The organism is Providencia sp. R33, from assembly GCF_019343475.1.
Taxonomy (GTDB): domain Bacteria; phylum Pseudomonadota; class Gammaproteobacteria; order Enterobacterales; family Enterobacteriaceae; genus Providencia.
The window spans coordinates 1,966,041-1,987,020 of record NZ_CP072453.1 but is presented as its reverse complement, the minus strand read 5'-3'; the positions used below and the strand labels follow the sequence as shown (position 1 = coordinate 1,987,020).

Below are 20,980 nucleotides of genomic sequence, written 5' to 3'. Positions count from 1 at the left end.
AAAAAGGCTGAACCAACAAAAAGTGAGTTCAGCCTTTTTATATGAAAGTATGGTTTCAGCTTAAGCTGTGTGCATACTCTGGGGATTTGTTTGGCTCCGTTTACGAGCTAACACCAACTTACTATAGATTAAGGCAATCACAAAATAAACGGCTTGAGTGACAACAATGGTAGGCCCTGTGGTTGCATTAATATGGAAGCTAAGAATAGTGCCAATCACGCTAGATGTTACGGAAGCGATGATGGCAACAACCAGCATTTTGCCAAAGCTACGACAGAGAACAAACGCAATAATTCCCGGCGAAATCAGCATGGCAATGACAAGGATGATCCCAACGGCTTGCAGAGATGCCACAATGGTCAAGGCTAACAGTGACAATAACCCATAGTGAATTAACTTAACGGGTAAGCCAATCACGCGTGCTTGGTTTGGGTCGAAGCAATACAACATAAAGTCTTTACGTTTTAGCAAGATAATCGCAATAGTAATCCCTGCAAACAGTAAAATCTGTTTAAATTCACTGTCTGTAATCCCCAAAATATCACCAAATAGGATGTGCGTTAGGTGCTGCTCTGTATCGATTTTGGCAAACATCACTAAACCGATGGCAAACATCCCTGAAAACACAATCCCCATGACGGTATCTTCTTTTATTCGGCTATTTTCTTTGAGGTAACCCGTTGCGACAGCGCAGAATAACCCTGAGGCAAATGCCCCGATAGCCAAAGGAATTCCCAGCAATGAGGCAATAATGATCCCCGGTAAAACGGCATGGGAAATGGCATCCCCCATGAGTGACCAGCCTTTTAACACCAAAAAGCAAGATAAAATGGCGCACACTGTGCCTGTTACGATGGCAGTAATTAACGCTTTTTGCATAAACGGAAAGGCGAAGGGGGCCATCAATAAGTCAATAAAATCACTCATGAGAGGCTCCTTGCTGGTGTAATTGAGCCACTTCTTTCTTCGCCTTACGACGAGAGGCAAAAATACCGTGCTTTGGTGCAAAGAAGAAAGCCAATAAGAAAATAATGGTCTGCAATGTAACAATCAGTCCGCCCGTAGCCCCATTAAGGTAGTAGCTAATATACGCACCAACTGCACTGGTTACCGTACCGATGGTTACAGAGATGATTAACAAGCGTTTAAACTGGTCTGTCAATAAGTAGGCTGTAGCACCTGGAGTGACAACCATGGCAATCACCAAGATTGCACCAACGGTCTGCAGTGCGGCAACAGTACAGGCGCTTAATAATGTAAAGAAAATGATTTTTAAGCGTAGTGGGTTTAAACCAATGGAACGCGCGTGGCTTTCATCAAAAAAGACAGCTAAAAGGTCTTTCCATAAGCACAATAAAACGATGAATGATATACCGATAATAATTTCAACCTGAAGTACATCCGCATCCGCAATACCTAAAATATTACCGAAGATAATGCTTTGCACGTTTACTGAGGTTGGGTTCAATGAAACAATTAATAAGCCCGCGGCGAAGAAAGTCGAAAAGATAAAGCCGATAACGGCATCTTCACGTAGGCGAGTTAAATGTTTTATCAATGTCATGGAAAGTGCAGCGAGGATCCCTGTAAAAAAGGCACCCGCTGCATAAGGTAAACCTAATGCATAAGCCCCTGCCACCCCGGGAACAACAGAGTGGGAAAGGGCGTCCCCCATCAACGACCAGCCTTTTAGCATTAAATACGCCGATAAAAACGCGCAGACGGCACCGACAATGGCGCTCACCCAAATGGCTTTTATCATAAAATCGTATTTAAAGGGCTCTAATAACAAATCAATCATTCTTCACCCTTTGGCTGATTTTTTCTCACTGGTGCATCGTGATCATGACCATAGAAAACAGCAGCCCTTTCGTCATCAGTAATAACGGTAATCGAACGCGGGTCATCATCGTCATGCAGTTCTTGCCCTGACAGGTTGATGTGACGTAGAACACCACCAAAGGCTTGCTGAAGATTTCTTTGGGTGAACGTGGTTTCCGTTGGGCCACTGGCTAATACGGTGCGGTTAATCAAAATGACTTGGTCACAAAACTCGGGAACACTACCCAAGTTATGTGTAGAAACCAAAATGAGATGGCCTTCATCACGTAGGCTGCGAAGCAGGTCGATGATGGCATTCTCAGTTTTTACGTCAACCCCGGTAAACGGTTCATCTAAAAGTAACACTTTACCTTGCTGGGCAAGCGCTCGAGCTAAAAAAACGCGTTTTTTCTGACCCCCTGAAAGCTCACCGATTTGGCGTTCTTCAAGGCCTGTCAGGTCGACGCGTGCAAGCGCCATTTTTACCGCATCTTTATCTTCTTGCTTAGGAATACGGAAAAAACCCATTTTACCGTAGCGCCCCATCATGACCACATCGGATACTAAAACAGGGAAATTCCAGTCAACTTCCTCTGTTTGCGGAACATAGGCAATAACGTTTTCTTTTAACGCAGCTTTAATAGGTTGAGCATTTAATGTGACGCTACCAGATGATGGGGTGACGAGCCCCATAATGGTTTTAAATAGCGTAGATTTACCACTACCGTTTACACCAACGAGTGCACAAATGGAGCCACCCGTAATATTAAAACTCGCATCATAAATTGCGGTGTGGCCGTTGTTGTAAGTTACGGTTGCATCGTCAACGACCAAATTTGGGTGCTCAAACTGATTAGAGTGATTCATATTACTGTGAAAATCCTTTGGCTATCGTGTCTACAGTGGTTTTTAACAGGTCGATATAAGTCGGAACAGGGCCGTCTGCGGTAGAAAGTGAATCCACGTACAGAATACCGCCGTATTTAGCTCCCGTCTCTTTGCTGACTTGGCGAGCAGGTTTATCTGAAATTGTACTCTCACTGAACACAACAGGGATGTTATATTGACGTACGGTATCAATCACTTTTTTAACTTGTTGTGGTGAACCTTGCTCTTCCGCATTAATTGGCCATAAGTAAACCTCTTTAAAGCCATAATCCTTCGTTAGATAGCTAAATGCGCCTTCGCTGGACACTAACCAGCGCTCATTTTCTGGAATGCGATTTAAACGTTCACGCAGTGGTGCATCAAGGGCTTCAATTTGTTGCGTGTAGTTTTTGGCATTGGTATTGTAGGTTTCAGCATTTTCAGGATCATATTTAACCAATGCTTGGCGAATGTTTTCGATATAAATTTTTGCATTCGCAGGGGACATCCAAGCGTGCGGGTTTGGATTGTCTTTATATTCACCTTCACGGATTGGCATTGGCTCTATGCCCTCAGTAACAATGACTGCAGGGACATTTTTGAAGTTTTCGAAGAAACGTTGGAACCAAACCTCTAAATTCATGCCATTCCATAGGATTAAATCGGCATCATATGCCTTCATAATATCTTTTGGTGTGGGTTGGTACCCGTGAATTTCAGCGCCTGGTTTTGTAATTGACTCGACAATTGCCGCATCTCCGGCTACATTTTGAGCAATATCTTGAATGATGGTAAAGGTAGTGACCACTTTAAACTTTTTAGCAAACGCCGGTTGGCTAATAAAGAGCATTGCAGCTAATGCGAATACGGTGGTGAGTAAAGGTGCAGATAATCGAGATAAATTCTTCTTCATAAAAGTTGACCCTGACATTTTAGGCTTAACATTTTTTAACAGTATGGTTGTTATGGTTTATAACAATTCCATTTTATAACTCAACTGATAATGATTATCAATATCATTTATAAAAATAAACATAAAAAATGAGGAGTTGCATCTATAGTTATTATTGGTTTTTTATCACTCATTATTAATTTGTATGACTAAAACACGTCCTGAAGTAAAAGTTAAGTAAAAATTATTTTATTTTTCTTGGGATTAGTTATTCTCCCGTTGGCTTTGATAGCAGAGGATACAACAGTGAAAAAAATAATCAGCGGTGCTTTTGTGCTACTGCTACTTGCCGGTTGCTCCAGTGAGCCAGATAGGCAAACAACGAAAACGCGGATGTTGGGTAACCAAAATACGTTGCCAACAACAGCACAAAATAACTCATTCCCACGAACTCCGTTTGATGAATTCATTCGTGACTCTGCTTCGCGTTATAGCGTTGATGAAACGCTTATTAGGGCAATTATTGAGGTTGAATCTAATTTTAGGCCAGAAGTGGTGAGCAAATCGAACGCGATTGGCTTGATGCAAATTAAAGCCTCGACAGCAGGGCGTGATGCTTATCGTTTCCAAGGTAAATCTGGCGAGCCTAGCTCCAGTGATTTAAAAGACCCTCGGAAAAATATTGATATTGGCACGGCCTATATTCGGATATTAAGAGACCAGCACCTTGCAGGAATAAACCACCCTCAAACACTGTATTACGCAACGGTTGTTGCATACGTGAATGGGGCTGGTGCATTGCTAAGAACCTTTGACAACGATAAAGGCAGGGCGATAGCGATGATTAATAATTTATCACCTGAAGAATTTTATCAGCATGTACAAGCTAAGCACCCTGCACCACAGGCACCACGTTATTTGTGGAAAGTTAAAAATGCTTACAATGCCTTAGCGATGCCTTATTGATATTCCGTTAATAAGTGTGGGAGTTGTGCAATAATTTCAACGATACCGTTGATAACAAATTGCACTCCCATACAAATTAATAAAAAGCCCATTACGCGAGCAATCGCATCAATACCACTATTTCCTAACCACCTCATAATTGACGTCGCCCCGCGTAAACCAATCCACACAATTAAACTGGCTAAAAGAAAGGTAATGACGGGTGCCACTTTAAGCACCCAAGGTGCAAAGGTCACATTCCCTTGCAACGACGCGGTCGAACTGATGATCATCGCAATGGTACCTGGCCCTGCGGTACTTGGCATAGCTAAAGGCACAAAGGCGATATTTGGCGATTCTTGGCGCTTTTTGGACACACTAGGATCATCTAATGGTGTTGTTGATGAATCATCTGATGAATCGTTATTTGGAAACAGCATTCCAAAACCAATAAAAGCAACAATTAATCCACCTGCGATACGTAAACCTGGTATTGATATACCAAATGTATTCATCACAAGTTGGCCAGCATAAAAAGCAATGGTCATTATGGCAAAAACATAGATTGAGGCGAGGAAAGCTTGGTGATTGCGTTGCTCTTTAGTCATATTGGCTGAAATACTCAGCATGACCGCAATTGCTGTTAATGGGTTAGCAAGAGGAAGGAGCAAAACAAGGCCAATACCAACGGCTTGAAAGAGTTCTAGGAAATTTGTCATAGTGATTAAATTCAAGCTCCTGATAAATGTAAGTGAGTTTCCTTATCCTAAATAATAACGAAAGTTGTTATAGATCTGTATCTTAGCATTTTTGGTTACATAAATGTTTTATTATTGAATCGGAATAAATGCAATGAATATTAGGAATAAGTGCGTACTATAATTCATCAGAGAATGGCTTGAGTTGTTCACATTAACTGTGGATAACTGCCACGTTCGTTTGTGAATAACCTAGATAACTACTTAATTTACAATTGGATAGCTTCTTGTGCTAAAAGTATGCAATTTTGATAGGCAAAAAAAAACCTTCTTATGGGGGCCATAAAAAGGTCAAGGGCATCTATTAACAGGTTGTCTAATGTCGATGTGTTAAACAGTATATCCTTTGCAATGTGATTTACTGATAATTTATGTAAATTCGTTAAAAGATATTTTTTTAATATATAAAACGAGAAAAACTGTATGTTAAATGGAATTAATCATTTGACCTTAGCTGTAAGTGATATATCAAAAAGCGTTTATTTTTATCAATCGTTATTAGGGATGAAATTGCACGCAAAGTGGAATAACGGGGCGTATATTTCGTGTGGTGATCTATGGCTGTGTTTGTCCGTTGATACATTGCGTCAATATTTATCACCAAGTGAAACAGATTATACTCACTATGCATTTTCCATATCAGAGAGTGATTTCCCTCTGTTGGTTAATACGTTAAAAGAAAATGAAATTGTGATGTGGAAAGAAAATAAGAGTGAAGGGGATTCTTTTTATTTTCTTGATCCTGATGGACACAAATTAGAGTTGCATGTGGGGAATTTAAACCAACGTTTACAAAGCTGCCAAGCTATGCCTTATGAAGGCATGGAATTTTATTGATAAATAGTAAGGTGAATATGAAAATCTTAACGCTTTTTACAATAGGTAATTTTGAGCAGCAACTGGCCCATTTATTAATTGATAGTGTCGAACATGGTGCTTCTGTGGGGTTTCTCGCACCATTATCTCTTGATGAAGCCTTGGGTTATTGGCAACAAGTAAAGTTAGATTTAATGCAAAAAAAACGTTTTCTTATGGTGTGTATTGAAGATGAGAAAATAGTAGGTGCTGTACAAATTGCACTATGCATAAAAGCGAATGGGCTGCATCGTGGGGATGTTGAAAAATTGCTGGTTCATAGCCAATTTCGGCAACGCGGAATTGCAACAGAGTTACTCAATTATGCCGAGAAAATTGCACTGGAAAATCATCGAACTTTATTAGTGCTTGATACCCGTAGCCAAGATGTTGCATCGGTCTTATATCGAAAACAAGGATACACCGAGGTTGGTGAAATTCCACGCTTTGTGGTTAATTCACAAGGTCAATTTGAAGGAACGACACTTTTTTATAAGCAACTAGCTTAAAGCCGTCTCATTGAATTGAAATGATGAGGTTTCTTTAAATAGCCGAAAGTCGCTAGAATTTTCTTTACAAAGTATTTTTAATTTTAAAAATTGCTTTACGCACAATTGTATATCCTATGCTCAAGTTATTTTGAATTGTAGGGTTGAGTATGAAAAAACTGATAGCGACGTTTGCTGGAGGAGCATCAATGCTAATTATTTTAGCTATCTCAATAATGCTCATTGTTTTTCCCCAGCAATGGAAACAAAATATTTACCCCAGTTTGTCACAGCTGATCCCTGCATCATTAAGTTCTGTATTACCCCAAGGCCTTGTCAGCAATAATGTTTGCGATAGTTTGCAAAATAACTTACAAAGTTTTGCAGATTACCTGAAGGTGAATCAGGATGTTGTGGATATAAAAGGCATGAATAGTCTAGATGAACAATTAATGAATATACAGGCTAGGGTAGACTCTATGCCTTCCGATGTCCGTAATATGGTATGTCAACAGGAATACAGCAAATTAGAAGGCTTAAAGAGTGTGTTCTCTTTAGGGCACAGTAATTAATTTTTTGAGTCTGTTATTCCACTTCATAATAGACAACACAAAGTTCCCTCGTTGTTTTATGGTATGCTGATTAACCTCATTTAGAGTTTAAGGCAGCATAATGAGAATTTTAAAATACCCATTATTAAACTGGCTAGTCGCCAATGGTGTGGCAGTTTATTTTTTATTCAAACACGATGCTTTAGTTTGGCAGTTTTCAGGTTGGATGGGGATCCTCGGTATCTTAGTCGCTCTCGAAAGTGTCAGTTGGGTGGCTACGAGCTTATTTTATTTTTATAAACATAAAACGTCGCCAAATCCAAGTGTTCAAGCAACGCACCTTGTTACTAATGGTCCCTATCGACTATCTCGAAATCCGATGTATTTAGCATTTACTTCCATGAGCTTAGCATTGGCTTTTTTTTCACATTCACCTTACTTTTTAGTCTCTGCCTTAGTTTTTTGGTTGATGACAGATTTGTATACCATCCCGCAAGAAGAACGCTTTTTATCAACAGCATTCAGTGAAGAATGGGAACGTTATCGCAAACAGACTCGACGTTGGTTATAAATAATGTTAATGAGACGCTTTCTCAATTATAATGATCGCTACTTTTTGATTTGATAATTAGGAATATCAATGAGCTACCAAGTTGCACCATTTTGGATTAATTCTGGAAAGCTAGCATGCATAATTGTGATAAGTCTTGTTCTTGGTTTTTTTTCAGTTAGTGGGTTTATTATATATTTGCTCGCTATCGGTGTGGTATGGGCGGTAGCCGTTTCTTTTAAAATTCATGGAATGAAAGAAAAGGGAGTTGTTTTAAAAAACAGTGATATTTCGGATTGGATGGTTTATATCCAAGGCATTCCTGTCGAAGAGAAAAGACAATCTTTAGCAAATCCTTGTTTTGCTATTTTACAACAGGGTCAATCGTTCTTTGGTAAAGCATTTATTTTAAGGGCGCTTATTCAAGCTGTTTTTTGTGTGTATATTCTTCAGCAAATCTATTTTGTGGATAATATTTATGTGCAGATATTCGCATTGATGTTTGTGGCATATATTTTGTACTCGTTATGGAATACCCTTAAAAATTATATCGCGATTAAACAGAATAAGATTATTGCTGAAGAATTAGTCGCACCTAGTGGATCGCATTGGTATCGGCTTTCATTTGAGAAAAAAGAAAAACGAATTCCTGCTTTGGAGAGCTTATTTGCCATTTAATCGGGAAGGTGTTGATTTTTCATATATTGAGGCACAATAAACGCCTTTGCGCTATCGCCATAAAATATGTCTGTGTTATCATTGATAGTTGAGTAACTAGCGATGTATCAAATTATGTTGACTTGAATTGCCTATAATTGTGTACATATCTCGCACAGTGAAGTGAGAAATCGTTAGTAACGTATTGATTTATAAACTTTGGAATCATCAAGCAAGTGATCTGGCGTGTGGGTCACCACTGCTGATAAGGATTTTTTAATGCCTGTTATTACTCTTCCTGATGGAAGTCAGCGTCAGTTTGACCATCCAGTTTCTGTGATGGACGTGGCTCGCGATATTGGCGCGGGTTTAGCAAAAGCATGTATCGCTGGTCGCATCAATGGCGAACGTGTTGATGCATGTGAAATGATTGAACATGATGCAAACGTGTCCATTATTACGAGTAAAGATGATGACGGACTCGAAATTATTCGTCACTCTTGCGCTCATTTATTAGGTCATGCAATCAAACAATTATGGCCAAACACCAAAATGGCAATCGGTCCAACTATCGATAATGGTTTTTACTATGATATCGATTTAGACCATATGCTGACGCAGGAAGATTTGGAAAAGCTTGAAAAGCGTATGCTTGAGCTTGCCAAAACAGATTATGACGTGGTGAAAAAACGTGTTTCTTGGGCTGAAGCTCGCGAGACATTTGTTGCCCGTGGCGAAGACTATAAAGTCGAAATTTTGGATCAAAATATTAGCCAAGATGACCGCCCTGGTTTGTATCATCACGAAGAATATGTGGATATGTGCCGTGGCCCGCACGTACCGAATATGCGTTTTTGTCACCACTTTAAATTACAAAAAGTGGCAGGTGCCTACTGGCGCGGCAATAGCGACAACAAAATGCTGCAACGTATTTACGGCACAGCATGGGCTGATAAAAAACAATTAGCGGCTTATTTATTACGTTTAGAAGAAGCGGCTAAACGCGACCACCGTAAAATTGGTAAACAGTTAGACTTATACCATATGCAAGAAGAAGCGCCAGGTATGGCGTTCTGGCATAATGATGGTTGGACAATTTTCCGTGAGCTGGAAACTTTTGTACGTACAAAACTGAAAGCATATAACTATCAGGAAGTTAAAGGCCCATTCATGATGGACCGCGTACTGTGGGAAAAAACAGGTCACTGGGAAAACTACAAAGATGCGATGTTCACTACATCCTCTGAAAACCGTGAGTATTGTGTTAAGCCAATGAACTGCCCAGGTCACGTACAGATTTTCAACCAAGGTTTAAAATCTTACCGTGATTTACCACTGCGTATGGCCGAATTTGGTAGTTGCCACCGTAATGAACCATCAGGTGCACTGCACGGTTTAATGCGTGTGCGTGGCTTTACTCAGGATGATGCGCATATCTTCTGTACAGAAGAGCAAATCTTAAGTGAAGTGACCAGTTGTATTGAAATGATTTATGACGTTTACGCGACGTTTGGTTTTGAGAAAATTGTCGTTAAACTGTCAACTCGCCCTGAAAAACGCATCGGTACCGATGAGATGTGGGATAAGGCGGAAGAAGATTTAGCGAATGCATTGAAATCTAAAGGTATTGAATTTGAATACCAGCCAGGTGAAGGCGCATTCTACGGCCCGAAAATTGAGTTTACACTGTATGACTGCCTTGACCGTGCATGGCAATGCGGTACTGTTCAGTTAGACTTCTTCTTACCGGGTCGTTTAACAGCTTCCTATGTGGGCGAAAACAATGAACGCATCGTTCCTGTTATGATCCACCGTGCGGTTTTGGGTTCATTAGAACGCTTTATCGGGATCTTAACCGAAGAATATGCAGGTTTCTTCCCAACATGGTTAGCACCACAACAAGTGGTTGTTATGAACATTACAGACGGCCAAGCCGACTATGTTCAAGAATTAGTAAACAAGCTGCAAAGTGTTGGCATTCGTGCAAAAGCGGACTTACGTAACGAGAAAATCGGCTTTAAGATCCGCGAACACACACTGCGTCGTGTCCCTTACATGTTAGTCTGTGGTGATAAAGAAGTTGAATCAGGTAAAGTTGCCGTACGTACCCGTCGTGGTAAAGATTTAGGCAGCATTGATGTCAACGAATTCACGACTGAACTGCTAAAAGAGATCCGCAGTCGTCAACTCAATCAGATGGAGGAATAAGGTATTAAAGGCGGAAAAAAACTCCCAACAGCACGTCCAAATCGTATTAACGAAGAGATCCGTGCGACTGAAATCCGTGTCACTGGTTTAGATGGTGAGCAACTTGGTGTCATGAGTGTGCGTGAAGCACTCTTTAAAGCAGAAGAAGCGGGTGTCGACTTAGTCGAAATCAGCCCAAATGCTGAGCCGCCAGTTTGCCGCATTATGGACTACGGTAAATATCTTTATGAGAAGAGTAAGTCTCAGAAAGAACAAAAGAAAAAACAAAAAGTTGTTCAAGTGAAGGAAATTAAATTCCGTCCAGGAACAGACGAAGGGGACTACCAAGTTAAACTGCGTAGTTTAATTCGCTTTTTGGAAGAAGGTGACAAAGCCAAAGTTACACTGCGTTTTCGTGGTCGTGAAATGGCACACCAACAGATTGGTCTGGAAGTGCTTAACCGCATCAAAACTGATCTGGATGAACTGGCGTCAGTGGAGTCATTCCCTTCAAGAATTGAAGGTCGCCAGATGATCATGGTATTGGCACCAAAGAAAAAATAATTAAGCCAGTATAGTAATAGTTAAACAGCGTTCATTTGGGCGCTGTTTAACGTATTATCTCAATAAAATGAGATGGTTTGACGTATACTCGTCGCGTTTTTTTGAGTGTAAAACCGAGTATGAAATTGACAGTTTCGACCCTCCTAAGATTAAAAATCTTACGCAAATGCTAAGTTTTCAAATACGTTAGCGCGATTTATTTCAATATTTACTTGAGTAATCGGGCAAGAAGCATTAAAATCCGCGGTCGAATCGCTTTGTCGGTTTTTATAAGTGCTGACAAACAAAGAATATCGTACGCACGTTAATTTTTAATAAAATAACGGGTGTATATGCTTGAGAGAATATGCAAATCTCTTTATCCAGTTGGAGGAATGAAGTATTAAAGGCGGAAAAAGAATCCCAACAACACGTCCAAATCGTATCAACGATGAAATCCGTGTTCCTGAGGTCCGTTTAACAGGTTTAGACGGTGAACAGTTAGGCATTATGAGCGCGCGTGAAGCGCTTGAAAAAGCTGAAGAAGCAGGTGTAGACCTTGTTGAAATCAGTCCAAATGCTGAACCGCCAGTTTGTCGTATTATGGACTACGGCAAATTCCTTTATGAGAAGAGCAAGTCTCAAAAAGAGCAGAAAAAGAAACAAAAAGTTGTTCAGGTGAAGGAACTTAAATTCCGCCCTGGTACGGATGAAGGCGACTATCAGGTCAAACTACGCAACCTGATCCGCTTCATAGAAGATGGTGATAAAGTTAAAGTAACGCTGCGTTTTCGTGGTCGTGAAATGGCTCACCAACAGATCGGTATGGAGATGCTTAACCGCATCAAACAAGATCTGGAAGAGTTAGTTACTGTTGAATCATTTCCTTCAAGAATTGAAGGGCGTCAAATGATCATGGTGCTAGCACCGAAGAAGAAATAATTAGGCCTGCAAGTAATATTCATTCATAGCAATATGAACGTTATTCGCCTAGTTAATTCGTAGTTAATAACAATGCGAAGTTGGAAATTAAAGAAATGCCAAAGATTAAAACTGTACGTGGCGCAGCAAAGCGCTTTAAAAAAACTGCAGGCGGTGGCTTTAAGCGTAAGCATGCAAACCTTCGTCATATCCTGACTAAAAAGTCAACTAAGCGTAAACGCCATTTACGTCCGAAAGGAATGGTATCTAAAGGCGATCTGGGTCTGGTAGTTGCTTGCCTGCCTTACGCATAAGTAAACAATTTAGTTAATTAAGATAAAGACGATAGGAGATAGCTTATGGCTCGCGCAAAACGTGGTGTAATCGCACGTGCACGTCACAAAAAAATTCTGAAACAGGCGAAAGGTTACTATGGTGCACGTTCACGTGTTTACCGCGTAGCGTTTCAAGCGGTAATCAAAGCTGGTCAATACGCTTACCGTGACCGCCGTCAACGTAAACGTCAGTTCCGTCAACTGTGGATCGCGCGTATCAACGCTGCGGCTCGTCAGAACGGCCTGTCTTACAGCCGCTTCATCAATGGCTTGAAAAAAGCTTCAATTGAAATCGACCGTAAGATCTTAGCAGACATCGCAGTTTTCGATAAAGCAGCATTCACTGCTTTAGTTGAAAAAGCGAAAAGCTCTTTAGCTTAATTGTTTGCTTGAAAAGAGGAGGGTAACTTCCTCTTTTCATTTATAGTTATTTGTGTTACTACTTTAATAACGTATTTTATTGGAAAGTTATCACATGCACGCTGTTATTTTTCGTTTCTTTTTTTACTTTAGCACCTGAGGTTCGGGGGCTTTTTCGCGTAAAGAAAGAAGAAACGAAAAGTTACGCTAAAGCCTCCTTAGGGAGGCTTTTTTGTTTTTAGTTTTAGATTAAATACAGTAAAATCAGTTAGGTACTCATCCATTACATAATGGAATGTGGAGCTTAATAAATTTAGTGAATAACTAGCAAAAAGACCAAGTGGTCATAAAGGGGAAACAATGCCACATCTCGCTGAGTTGGTTGCACAGGCAAAAGCAGCCATTGAACAGGCCCAAGATGTTGCTACGTTGGAGTCAGTGCGTGTTGAATTTTTAGGCAAAAGCGGCCATTTCACACTCCAGATGAAAACGTTGCGTGATCTGCCAGCTGACGAACGTCCAGCGGCAGGGGCTGTGATAAATGAAGCCAAAGTACAGGTTCAAGATGCGCTGAATGTCCGTAAGGATGCTATGCAAGCTGAGATCCTCAATGCACGTCTCGCATCTGAAAAAGTTGACGTGTCATTACCTGGGCGTCGTATGGAAAATGGTGGGTTACACCCAGTGACCCGTACAATTCAGCGAATTGAAGAGTTTTTTGGCGAGTTAGGTTTCTCCGTAGAGACTGGCCCTGAAATCGAAGATGATTACCATAACTTTGATGCACTGAATATTCCTGCTCATCACCCTGCACGTGCAGATCACGATACATTCTGGTTTGATGCGAAACGTTTGTTACGTACCCAAACCTCTGGTGTGCAAATTCGTACTATGAATGGGCAACAACCACCAATCCGTATTATTGCTCCGGGCCGCGTCTATCGTAATGATTACGACCAAACCCACACTCCAATGTTCCATCAAACAGAAGGTTTGATAGTTGATAAAGACATTAGCTTTACCAACTTAAAAGGCACATTGCATGATTTCCTGAATAATTTCTTTGAAGAAGAAGTTCAAGTGCGTTTTCGTCCATCTTATTTCCCGTTTACTGAGCCTTCAGCCGAAGTTGATGTGATGGGCAAAAACGGAAAATGGTTGGAAGTATTAGGTTGCGGAATGGTACATCCAAATGTATTACGCAATGTGGGTATTGACCCAGAAGTTTACTCCGGATTTGCATTCGGTATGGGAATGGAACGTCTGACAATGTTACGTTACGGTGTTTCTGACCTACGTGCATTCTTCGAAAACGATCTTCGTTTCCTCAAACAGTTTAAATAAGGCGGGTTTATCTCATGAAATTCAGTGAACTCTGGTTACGCGAGTGGGTGAACCCGGCGATCAGTAGCGAAGCATTATCAGACCAAATCACTATGGCAGGTCTGGAAGTTGATGGCGTTGAAGGTGTTGCTGGTGAATTTCACGGCGTTGTTGTCGGTGAAGTGGTTGAATGTGGTCAACACCCAAATGCAGACAAACTGCGCGTGACAAAAGTCAACGTGGGTGGTGAGCGTTTATTAGATATCGTTTGTGGCGCACCAAACTGCCGCCAAGGCCTGAAAGTTGCAGTAGCAACAGTCGGCGCGGTATTACCGGGTGACTTTAAAATTAAAGCCGCTAAATTACGTGGTGAGCCATCTGAAGGCATGCTGTGCTCGTATTCAGAACTGGGCATTTCAGATGACCACAGTGGCATTATTGAGTTACCACTCGATGCAACCATTGGTACTGATATCCGTGAATATCTAAAATTGGATGATAATGCTATCGAGATTAGCATTACACCAAACCGTGCAGATTGCCTAAGCATTTTAGGGGTTGCGCGTGATGTGGCGGTTATTAATAAGTTAGAATTAACTGAACCTGCAATTAATACAGTTTCAGTCACCACGAAAGACACTTTCCCAATTCGTGTTGAAGCGCCAGAAGCCTGTCCACGTTTTGTGGGCCGTGTGATTAAAAATATCGATGTTTCTGCACCAACACCATTATGGATGAAAGAAAAACTGCGCCGTGGCGGTGTTCGTTCTATTGATGCAGTTGTTGATATTACCAACTATGTCTTACTGGAAATGGGGCAACCGCAGCACGCTTACGATTTAGACCGTTTAGACGGCGCTATCGTTGCGCGTATGGCGAAAGATGGTGAAAAACTAGTTCTGCTTGATGGCAGTGAAGCTACGTTAAAATCAGATACATTAGTGATTGCCGATGAGTCTAAAGCATTGGGGATAGCGGGTATTTTTGGTGGTGAACACTCTGGTGTGAACACGGAAACAAAAAATATTTTATTGGAATGTGCATTCTTTAATCCACTGTCGATTACTGGCCGTGCACGTAACTATGGCTTACATACCGATGCATCACACCGTTTCGAACGTGGTGTGGACCCGCAACTGCAATTTAAAGCGATTGAGCGTGCAACAGCGTTGATCGTGGAAATTTGCGGTGGTGAAGTCGGTGAAATTATTGATGTTACTAGCGAACAGCATTTACCAAAAGCGGCAAATATCAAACTGACTCGTCATAAATTAGACCGTTTAATTGGTCATTTTATTGAAGATAATTTAGTCACCGATATTCTAACTCGCTTAGGCTGCAAAGTGACTGTTGCAGAAAATACGTGGGATGTTGTTGCTCCGAGCTGGCGCTTTGATATGCAAATCGAAGAGGATTTAGTCGAAGAAGTTGCACGTGTTTATGGTTACAACAGCATTCCTGATGTGCCATTACGCGCTGACCTCATTATGACTGATCATAAAGAAGCGAATCTGCCGTTAAAACGCATTAAAACGATGTTAGTAGACCGTGGTTATCAAGAAGCGATTACTTATAGCTTTGTTGACCCGAAAGTTCAGGCGTTATTACACCCTGGCCAAGATGCGTTGCTGTTACCAAATCCAATTTCGGCAGATATGTCTGCGATGCGTTTATCGCTCCTGACTGGTTTATTAAGTACAGTTGTCTATAATCAAAATCGTCAGCAGAATCGAATTCGTTTATTTGAAACAGGTTTGCGCTTTACGCCTGATAATCAAGCAGAATATGGAATTCGCCAAGAACCTATGCTTGCAGGTGTGATCACGGGCAATAGATTTGAAGAACATTGGTCATTAGATAAACAAGTTGTTGACTTCTTTGATTTAAAAGGTGATCTTGAAGCTGTTTTTGAATTGACTGGGAAACTAAATCAAATTACATTTAAATCTGAAGCACATCCTGCATTGCATCCGGGGCAAAGTGCTGGGATTTATCTGGAAAATGAACATATTGGCTTTATCGGTGTTGTTCACCCAGAATTAGAACGTAAACTCGATTTAAATGGTCGTACGGTGGTGTTTGAGGTTCGTAGTGATGCGATAGCACAACGTGTCATCCCTGAAGCTAAGGCGATTTCACGCTATCCATCGAATCGCCGTGACATCGCTGTGGTCGTGCCGGAAAATGTAGCAGCTGCAGAAGTTTTGGCAGAGTGTAAAAAAGTTGGCATAAATCATATAGTTGGCATAAACTTGTTTGATGTGTATTGTGGTGAAGGGATAGCGGAGGGTTATAAGAGCCTTGCTATCAGTCTCGTTTTCCAAGATACCCAGCGTACGATGGAAGAAGAAGAGATTACCGCTACCGTTGATCTGTGTGTTGCTGCGTTAAAACAGCGATTCCAAGCCTCCTTGAGGGACTAAACCTATGGCGCTTACTAAAGCAGAAATGTCAGAAAATGTGTTTGAAAAATTGGGTGTTAGCAAACGTGATGCTAAAGAACTGGTCGAAACTTTCTTTGAAGAAGTTCGCCTTTCTTTAGAAAACGGTGAGCAAGTAAAATTATCTGGATTCGGTAACTTTGATTTACGTGATAAAAATCAACGTCCCGGACGTAACCCAAAAACTGGGGAAGATATTCCAATTACTGCACGACGTGTTGTTACTTTCCGCCCAGGCCAAAAATTAAAAAGCCGCGTGGAAAAAGCAACGCCAAAAGAGTAATCATATCAATTCAATTTGGTATAGAAAAAGACCGCCTAGGCGGTCATTGCCAGCCCCAGAACATCGGGGCTAGCAATATTTTTCAATAACTTACGAATGTTATGATAAGTTAATTCGCATCATTGCACCCCATATCGGTGGATGGAATGTGGATGCCTCCCCTTAAAGGGTTGCATGAAATGGCCTCATTTAAATAGTCAGGGGCAAATTGTGTGTATGTCATTGTTTTTGCTGAATACTCGCATGACCCATGATTTTTTGAAGAGTGAGAATATTGCCACCATTCATCATAAAGTGCGCTGCAAAAGAATGCCGTAAAACATGCACGGCCTGACCATGCGGCAAATCTGGTTTAACTTCTTTCAGTATTGATCTGTACTTGACGTAATCAACATCGAAAAGTAATCCAGAATCTTTTACTTTTACAGTTCTCATTACATCATCAGAATGGGAACAGTTCTATGCCTACCATTTTTCGTTTTCATAAATGTAACTCGTCCATGTAATAAGTTTTCAGCCTTTAAACTAATGGCTTCACCCCATCTTACCCCCGTACTTAGACATAAAATAGTTATGCGTAAGTAATCATCGGTCATGACATTAAGTAATTTTTCAATATCACTATTTTGTCAAATAGGCCATTTCTGGTTTTTCTTCTTTCAACTTACCAAGAGACTTAATCGGGTTATTTTTAGAGCACTCGCCAATTTCGTCCAATGAAGTAAAAATGCTCATTAGCAAATTAAACTCTCTATTGATAGTTGATGCTTTCATGCCACTTTGTAATCTATCAGAGCCACATCATGATGGCACCCCACACTGGCATATGCTGCTTTTTGTTGATAAAGCCAGCCGCACTAAGCCCCACCACTGGCACGATTTGGACTTACTTATGCACCTGTATGAAAACTACCTTATTTAGTGGGCAGGCGTGGCGGGGTCACGATTGCGCGGCGAGGTGTTTATTGTTAATTATCCGTCCGCAAAATCTCCGAGCCGTCACGGCGTTAAAATCAAATTTATATAACTAGATGGCAATTATTTTTGCGTGTGTTGTGGTGGCGTATGGTGTGTTTAAACCACTATTTGATGAGCCTGATTTTTGGCAAATTCGTCTTGGTGATATAGGTTTGGTATAATACAGTGGGGTCTTATTATTATTTAGAGCAGCGAGAAAGCCGACCTACAGGTAAAAAAATACCGCCTCAGTGGGCGGCATCATTGAATTAACGAGTGATATTATTCATCGTCTAAATCCAGCGAGTATTTATTAAACTTAATAATCTCCCCGCCAAACCAATCATTCAATTGCATCATCTTACTTTGTAACGGCATCAACTCATTACGCACAAACACCTTTGCCGCTTTCTCAACATCACCAAAGCCGCCCACGTTTTCAGGAATGATCCCCATGATTTGTGGTGACACACGGTGTGCCGCTAACATATCGTCGCGGCTCACATTCTTGATATTGAGAAATTCATCTTTTGCCGCTGCTTCAGAAAGTGGGATTGTTTGGATGCCGTCTTTCTTTCCCCCTGGTGCATACAAAAATAAATTGCGGAAATTACCCAACCCCTTGCTGCTTTTCAGGGCTTCACGAATTTTATCCACATCATCAGTTTTTTGTGCCGCATCACTGATATACAAGATATAACCCGCGTGCGAACCATTGAGATAATACTTGCGGCGAAATAGGGTTGCGGCCTTGTTCAGTAGCACCGATGGGATTGCCGCAAGATATTCAGGCAGGCCGTATAACTCTTGGTTAATATCAGGCTCAATTAAGTGAAACACTTTGCCCGTTTGAAATTATAAATATTAAGGAAAGACTTATTTATACAATTACAAACTAGAGTGGTGATCTTACATGAATCTCTAACTGGGCGAGTTTATTTCGATCCTACCCGTATCTATGTATGGGAGTAATAAAATGAATCAGTATTTTTTTGATGGTACAGGTTTCATTAGCGAATCTGAAACTTTCAGTGCTGAGATTGAAAATGATTTAAAAGGTGTTTGGGTGTCCCAGTCTACTTATGATGAGTTTACAAAAACCGAGAAATTAGGTTTCAAATTAACGGATTTCCAGAATGGAAAGAGCATGAAGAGGCTGAACTGAAGGAAAAAGAAGTTTACATAGCCTATAAATGTAAAGTTAAACTAATCAATCATGCAGATAAAATCATAGCTCCATTACAAGATGCATTAGATTTAGGGATTGTTTTAGAAAGTGAGAAATTACAATTAAGCGCTTGGAAAAAATATCGGGTAATATTCAATCAAGTAGACACTTCAACCTCACCGAATATTATTTGGCCAGTTTATTCGTAATATTTTAAGGGTGCCTTATGAGTGAAGGCATCCCATTTTATTTTTATTTGGAATAATCATCGGGTAAGTCATCAAATATGAGATAATTTCTATTAAAGTCAATTATTTTATTTTGGTTAGGGCAGTCATTTTCAGACAACATATCACAATTGCTTTCAATATTACTTTCTTCTATTCCTGTCCATTGTGAAAATAAAGACATAAAATTTAGCCCACTACGACGACTATTTATCATTTCTTTATGCTTAGAATTATAAGATGTGATGAAAAAAGGCACTTCATAGTTCTGTTTGTATTTATCACTATGTGCCAATTCATTTTTGTCATATGTTAAAGATAAGGCATGATCAGAAAAATACATCATTGACCATTTTGATTTAGTTTTACTTAAATCAGAGTATATTTCTGATAACAAGTTATCTGTGTTTTTTATGCTTTGGACATAACAAGAAAATTTTTTATTCTGATAAAAATGATCATACTGCTCCTCTGTTCTGGTACAAAATGGCGTATGACTCCCCATAAGATGAACAACAATAAGTTTTTTGGGTTTTTGTGATTCCAGCGCCAATTTAAATTCAGGTAATAAAACACCGTCTGGAGAGACTAATTTATCATCAGAGCTTCCTCTCTTAACAAAGAAGCTATTATTTGCTCTTCGCCCTATAGCGGCAACTGAACCATCATATTCACCAACAAATCCTTGATTAGATAACCAATAAGTATCAAAACCTGCTCTGCTAGCTAATGTGATGATATTATTACCTATTTTAGGGTATACGGATAAGCTATGTGTTAAAGACGGTTGTGTTGAACTCGCCGCAGAGATGTAGTTAATGAAAAAAATCCCATTGATTGAGCTCATAAAAGGCGTGTTTTGCATTTTAAAACCGTATTCTTGCATAAAATCCTTTCGGACACTTTCACCAATAACAATAACGTAAGTATCATATTGGTTATTAACTTCTGTAATCTTAAAAGTATCATCACTTGTATATAATTCAATCTCATCGATTAAAGAATAAACAGAATAAATCAGCTCTGTAAAAAAACGAGTTTCTGGTGTTCCTGAATTAGCCGCTCTCTCATATTTACCACTTAAGGCATATTTTGAAGGAGTGAAGAAAAAAACTACCATTGCGATACTTAACATCGTCTTTTTATGATAGTTCATCGGGTTTGTTTTAATAAAGCTAACTAAAGTTCCAAAAGCGAGTATTAAGATAGAATAAATAAAATACTTGTTATCTATATTTGATATAAATTCTCGTGATTCTTGTATATCAGTATAATAAAAGGAAGCAACTGTATTATATGTAGGGGGGCCATAGATCAATCCGACTGGTAAATAAATAGCAGCTAAAATGGTGAAAAATAAAACAACAAAACGGTAGGCGCTATTTTTCACATAAAGCAAACCAATGCTTATAAAAAAGATATACAGTGGCTTGAATGGATAGCCCATTACCTTGTGTAACAAAGAAAAGAGAAAAAATAATGCGATAAACTTCAGCATTATTTTGCTTAAAATTACATTTTGTATTTTCTGGATCATAACTCGATTTTTAAAAATTCACTCTTAATTTTTGCCGCGTAGACTAGCACAAATAGAGTAAACGAAACATAACAATAGGATTGAATTTTTAATATAATTAGAAAAGTTTATCATTAATTGAGCTGTGTCACGTACTACACATTCCCATTCCGTGCATTTACGTTTACAGGTTTTTAAGCGCCGTTGATAAATTTACGAAACCGTTTAAGAGTGCTCAAGCCTCGAATAAAAAACTGGCGAAAACCCTCCGCCAGTCTCGCCAGCACCAGTCGGCAATTGCAGCAAGAGCAGTAACTAAAACGGGTTGCCAGCCA

The 20,980-nt window shown here is 40.0% G+C and carries 25 protein-coding genes, 1 pseudogene and 1 other annotated feature; of the genes and pseudogenes, 17 read left to right on the top strand and 9 right to left on the bottom strand.

Annotated features, from left to right (window positions below; translation table 11 throughout):
• Window positions 1-60 precede the first annotated feature (60 nt).
• From J6836_RS09390 to J6836_RS09375, 4 genes are read right to left on the bottom strand one after another with little or no spacing between them, the layout of a single operon-like run.
• Window positions 61-927 (bottom strand): metal ABC transporter permease, encoded by an 867-nt coding sequence (locus J6836_RS09390; RefSeq protein WP_206083998.1) that lies wholly within the window; start codon window positions 925-927, stop codon window positions 61-63.
• Window positions 920-1,801, bottom strand: coding sequence for a metal ABC transporter permease (locus J6836_RS09385; protein ID WP_219248755.1), 882 nt, complete (start codon window positions 1,799-1,801; stop codon window positions 920-922). The genes J6836_RS09390 and J6836_RS09385 overlap by 8 nt, the downstream gene beginning before the upstream one ends.
• Window positions 1,798-2,688 (bottom strand): manganese/iron ABC transporter ATP-binding protein, encoded by an 891-nt coding sequence (locus J6836_RS09380; RefSeq protein WP_219248753.1) that lies wholly within the window; start codon window positions 2,686-2,688, stop codon window positions 1,798-1,800. The genes J6836_RS09385 and J6836_RS09380 overlap by 4 nt, the downstream gene beginning before the upstream one ends.
• Window position 2,689: 1 nt before the next feature.
• A complete protein-coding gene (locus J6836_RS09375) occupies window positions 2,690-3,601 on the bottom strand; it encodes a metal ABC transporter substrate-binding protein (protein ID WP_219248751.1) in 912 nt (303 codons plus the stop codon).
• 285 nt (window positions 3,602-3,886) lie between these two features.
• Between J6836_RS09375 and J6836_RS09370 the strand changes: the two genes are divergently transcribed.
• Complete coding sequence (locus J6836_RS09370) at window positions 3,887-4,546, top strand: transglycosylase SLT domain-containing protein (protein WP_219248749.1); 660 nt, start codon at window positions 3,887-3,889, stop codon at window positions 4,544-4,546.
• Here J6836_RS09370 and J6836_RS09365 read toward each other — a convergent pair.
• Window positions 4,540-5,244 carry a MarC family NAAT transporter gene (locus tag J6836_RS09365; RefSeq protein ID WP_219248748.1) on the bottom strand — a complete coding sequence of 235 codons (705 nt, stop codon included), beginning with the start codon at window positions 5,242-5,244 and terminating at the stop codon, window positions 4,540-4,542. The two genes, J6836_RS09370 and J6836_RS09365, sit on opposite strands and share 7 nt — an antisense overlap.
• Before the next feature lie 462 nt (window positions 5,245-5,706).
• Between J6836_RS09365 and fos the strand changes: the two genes are divergently transcribed.
• The 14 genes from fos (at window position 5,707) to ihfA (ending at window position 16,777) form a co-directional block, all read left to right on the top strand.
• Window positions 5,707-6,120: a fosfomycin resistance glutathione transferase gene (gene fos / locus J6836_RS09360; protein WP_219248747.1), complete on the top strand. Its 414-nt coding sequence runs from the start codon at window positions 5,707-5,709 to the stop codon at window positions 6,118-6,120.
• 17 nt (window positions 6,121-6,137) lie between these two features.
• On the top strand, window positions 6,138-6,647 hold the full coding sequence (locus J6836_RS09355; protein WP_219248746.1) for a GNAT family N-acetyltransferase: 510 nt from the start codon (window positions 6,138-6,140) through the stop codon (window positions 6,645-6,647).
• A 149-nt stretch (window positions 6,648-6,796) separates the two neighbouring features.
• Window positions 6,797-7,198: a hypothetical protein gene (locus J6836_RS09350; protein WP_219248744.1), complete on the top strand. Its 402-nt coding sequence runs from the start codon at window positions 6,797-6,799 to the stop codon at window positions 7,196-7,198.
• Between the two features lie 100 nt (window positions 7,199-7,298).
• Window positions 7,299-7,748, top strand: coding sequence for a methyltransferase family protein (locus J6836_RS09345; protein WP_219248742.1), 450 nt, complete (start codon window positions 7,299-7,301; stop codon window positions 7,746-7,748).
• A 69-nt stretch (window positions 7,749-7,817) separates the two neighbouring features.
• The gene (locus J6836_RS09340; RefSeq protein WP_219248740.1) at window positions 7,818-8,405 is read left to right on the top strand and encodes a hypothetical protein; all 588 of its coding nucleotides are present in this window, start codon (window positions 7,818-7,820) and stop codon (window positions 8,403-8,405) included.
• Between the two features lie 258 nt (window positions 8,406-8,663).
• A complete protein-coding gene (thrS, locus tag J6836_RS09335) occupies window positions 8,664-10,592 on the top strand; it encodes a threonine--tRNA ligase (RefSeq protein WP_219248738.1) in 1,929 nt (642 codons plus the stop codon).
• A 3-nt stretch (window positions 10,593-10,595) separates the two neighbouring features.
• Window positions 10,596-11,135 carry a translation initiation factor IF-3 gene (gene infC / locus J6836_RS09330; RefSeq protein WP_219249471.1) on the top strand — a complete coding sequence of 180 codons (540 nt, stop codon included), beginning with the start codon at window positions 10,596-10,598 and terminating at the stop codon, window positions 11,133-11,135.
• Window positions 11,136-11,516: 381 nt separating this feature from the next.
• Window positions 11,517-12,056, top strand: coding sequence for a translation initiation factor IF-3 (gene infC / locus J6836_RS09325; RefSeq protein WP_219249470.1), 540 nt, complete (start codon window positions 11,517-11,519; stop codon window positions 12,054-12,056).
• 95 nt (window positions 12,057-12,151) lie between these two features.
• Complete coding sequence (gene rpmI / locus J6836_RS09320; RefSeq protein WP_004263702.1) at window positions 12,152-12,349, top strand: 50S ribosomal protein L35; 198 nt, start codon at window positions 12,152-12,154, stop codon at window positions 12,347-12,349.
• 45 nt (window positions 12,350-12,394) lie between these two features.
• Entirely contained in the window at window positions 12,395-12,751 is a 357-nt protein-coding gene (gene rplT, locus J6836_RS09315; protein WP_219248736.1) for a 50S ribosomal protein L20, read from the top strand.
• An 88-nt stretch (window positions 12,752-12,839) separates the two neighbouring features.
• Window positions 12,840-12,967: a sequence feature (Phe leader region), on the top strand.
• A complete protein-coding gene (gene pheM, locus J6836_RS09310) occupies window positions 12,846-12,890 on the top strand; it encodes a pheST operon leader peptide PheM (protein ID WP_219249469.1) in 45 nt (14 codons plus the stop codon). (Overlaps the previous feature by 45 nt.)
• A 123-nt stretch (window positions 12,968-13,090) precedes the next feature.
• Window positions 13,091-14,074 (top strand): phenylalanine--tRNA ligase subunit alpha, encoded by a 984-nt coding sequence (pheS, locus tag J6836_RS09305; RefSeq protein WP_219248734.1) that lies wholly within the window; start codon window positions 13,091-13,093, stop codon window positions 14,072-14,074.
• Window positions 14,075-14,088: 14 nt separating this feature from the next.
• A complete protein-coding gene (gene pheT / locus J6836_RS09300; RefSeq protein WP_219248732.1) occupies window positions 14,089-16,476 on the top strand; it encodes a phenylalanine--tRNA ligase subunit beta in 2,388 nt (795 codons plus the stop codon).
• 4 nt (window positions 16,477-16,480) lie between these two features.
• Window positions 16,481-16,777, top strand: a complete 297-nt coding sequence (ihfA, locus tag J6836_RS09295) for an integration host factor subunit alpha (protein WP_206084012.1) — start codon at window positions 16,481-16,483, stop codon at window positions 16,775-16,777.
• A gap of 219 nt (window positions 16,778-16,996) precedes the next feature.
• On the opposite strand, the gene J6836_RS23170 is transcribed toward ihfA, so the two are convergent.
• From J6836_RS23170 to J6836_RS09285, 3 genes and pseudogenes are all read right to left on the bottom strand, one after another.
• Window positions 16,997-17,212 (bottom strand): tyrosine-type recombinase/integrase, encoded by a 216-nt coding sequence (locus J6836_RS23170; RefSeq protein WP_255586367.1) that lies wholly within the window; start codon window positions 17,210-17,212, stop codon window positions 16,997-16,999.
• Between the two features lie 186 nt (window positions 17,213-17,398).
• Complete coding sequence (locus tag J6836_RS23330) at window positions 17,399-17,512, bottom strand: hypothetical protein (RefSeq protein ID WP_425299666.1); 114 nt, start codon at window positions 17,510-17,512, stop codon at window positions 17,399-17,401.
• A 504-nt stretch (window positions 17,513-18,016) separates the two neighbouring features.
• Window positions 18,017-18,589: pseudogene (locus tag J6836_RS09285) on the bottom strand (phage portal protein); the annotation flags it as partial.
• 121 nt (window positions 18,590-18,710) lie between these two features.
• Here J6836_RS09285 and J6836_RS09280 point away from each other — a divergent pair.
• Window positions 18,711-18,899 carry a hypothetical protein gene (locus J6836_RS09280; RefSeq protein ID WP_219248730.1) on the top strand — a complete coding sequence of 63 codons (189 nt, stop codon included), beginning with the start codon at window positions 18,711-18,713 and terminating at the stop codon, window positions 18,897-18,899.
• A complete protein-coding gene (locus tag J6836_RS09275) occupies window positions 18,842-19,111 on the top strand; it encodes a tail fiber assembly protein (protein ID WP_219249468.1) in 270 nt (89 codons plus the stop codon). Before J6836_RS09280 ends, J6836_RS09275 begins: the two co-directional genes overlap by 58 nt.
• Window positions 19,112-19,154: 43 nt before the next feature.
• Here the strand turns inward: J6836_RS09275 and J6836_RS09270 are convergent, their stop codons facing one another.
• Window positions 19,155-20,666: a phosphoethanolamine transferase gene (locus J6836_RS09270; protein ID WP_219248728.1), complete on the bottom strand. Its 1,512-nt coding sequence runs from the start codon at window positions 20,664-20,666 to the stop codon at window positions 19,155-19,157.
• Window positions 20,667-20,980: the final 314 nt, after the last annotated feature.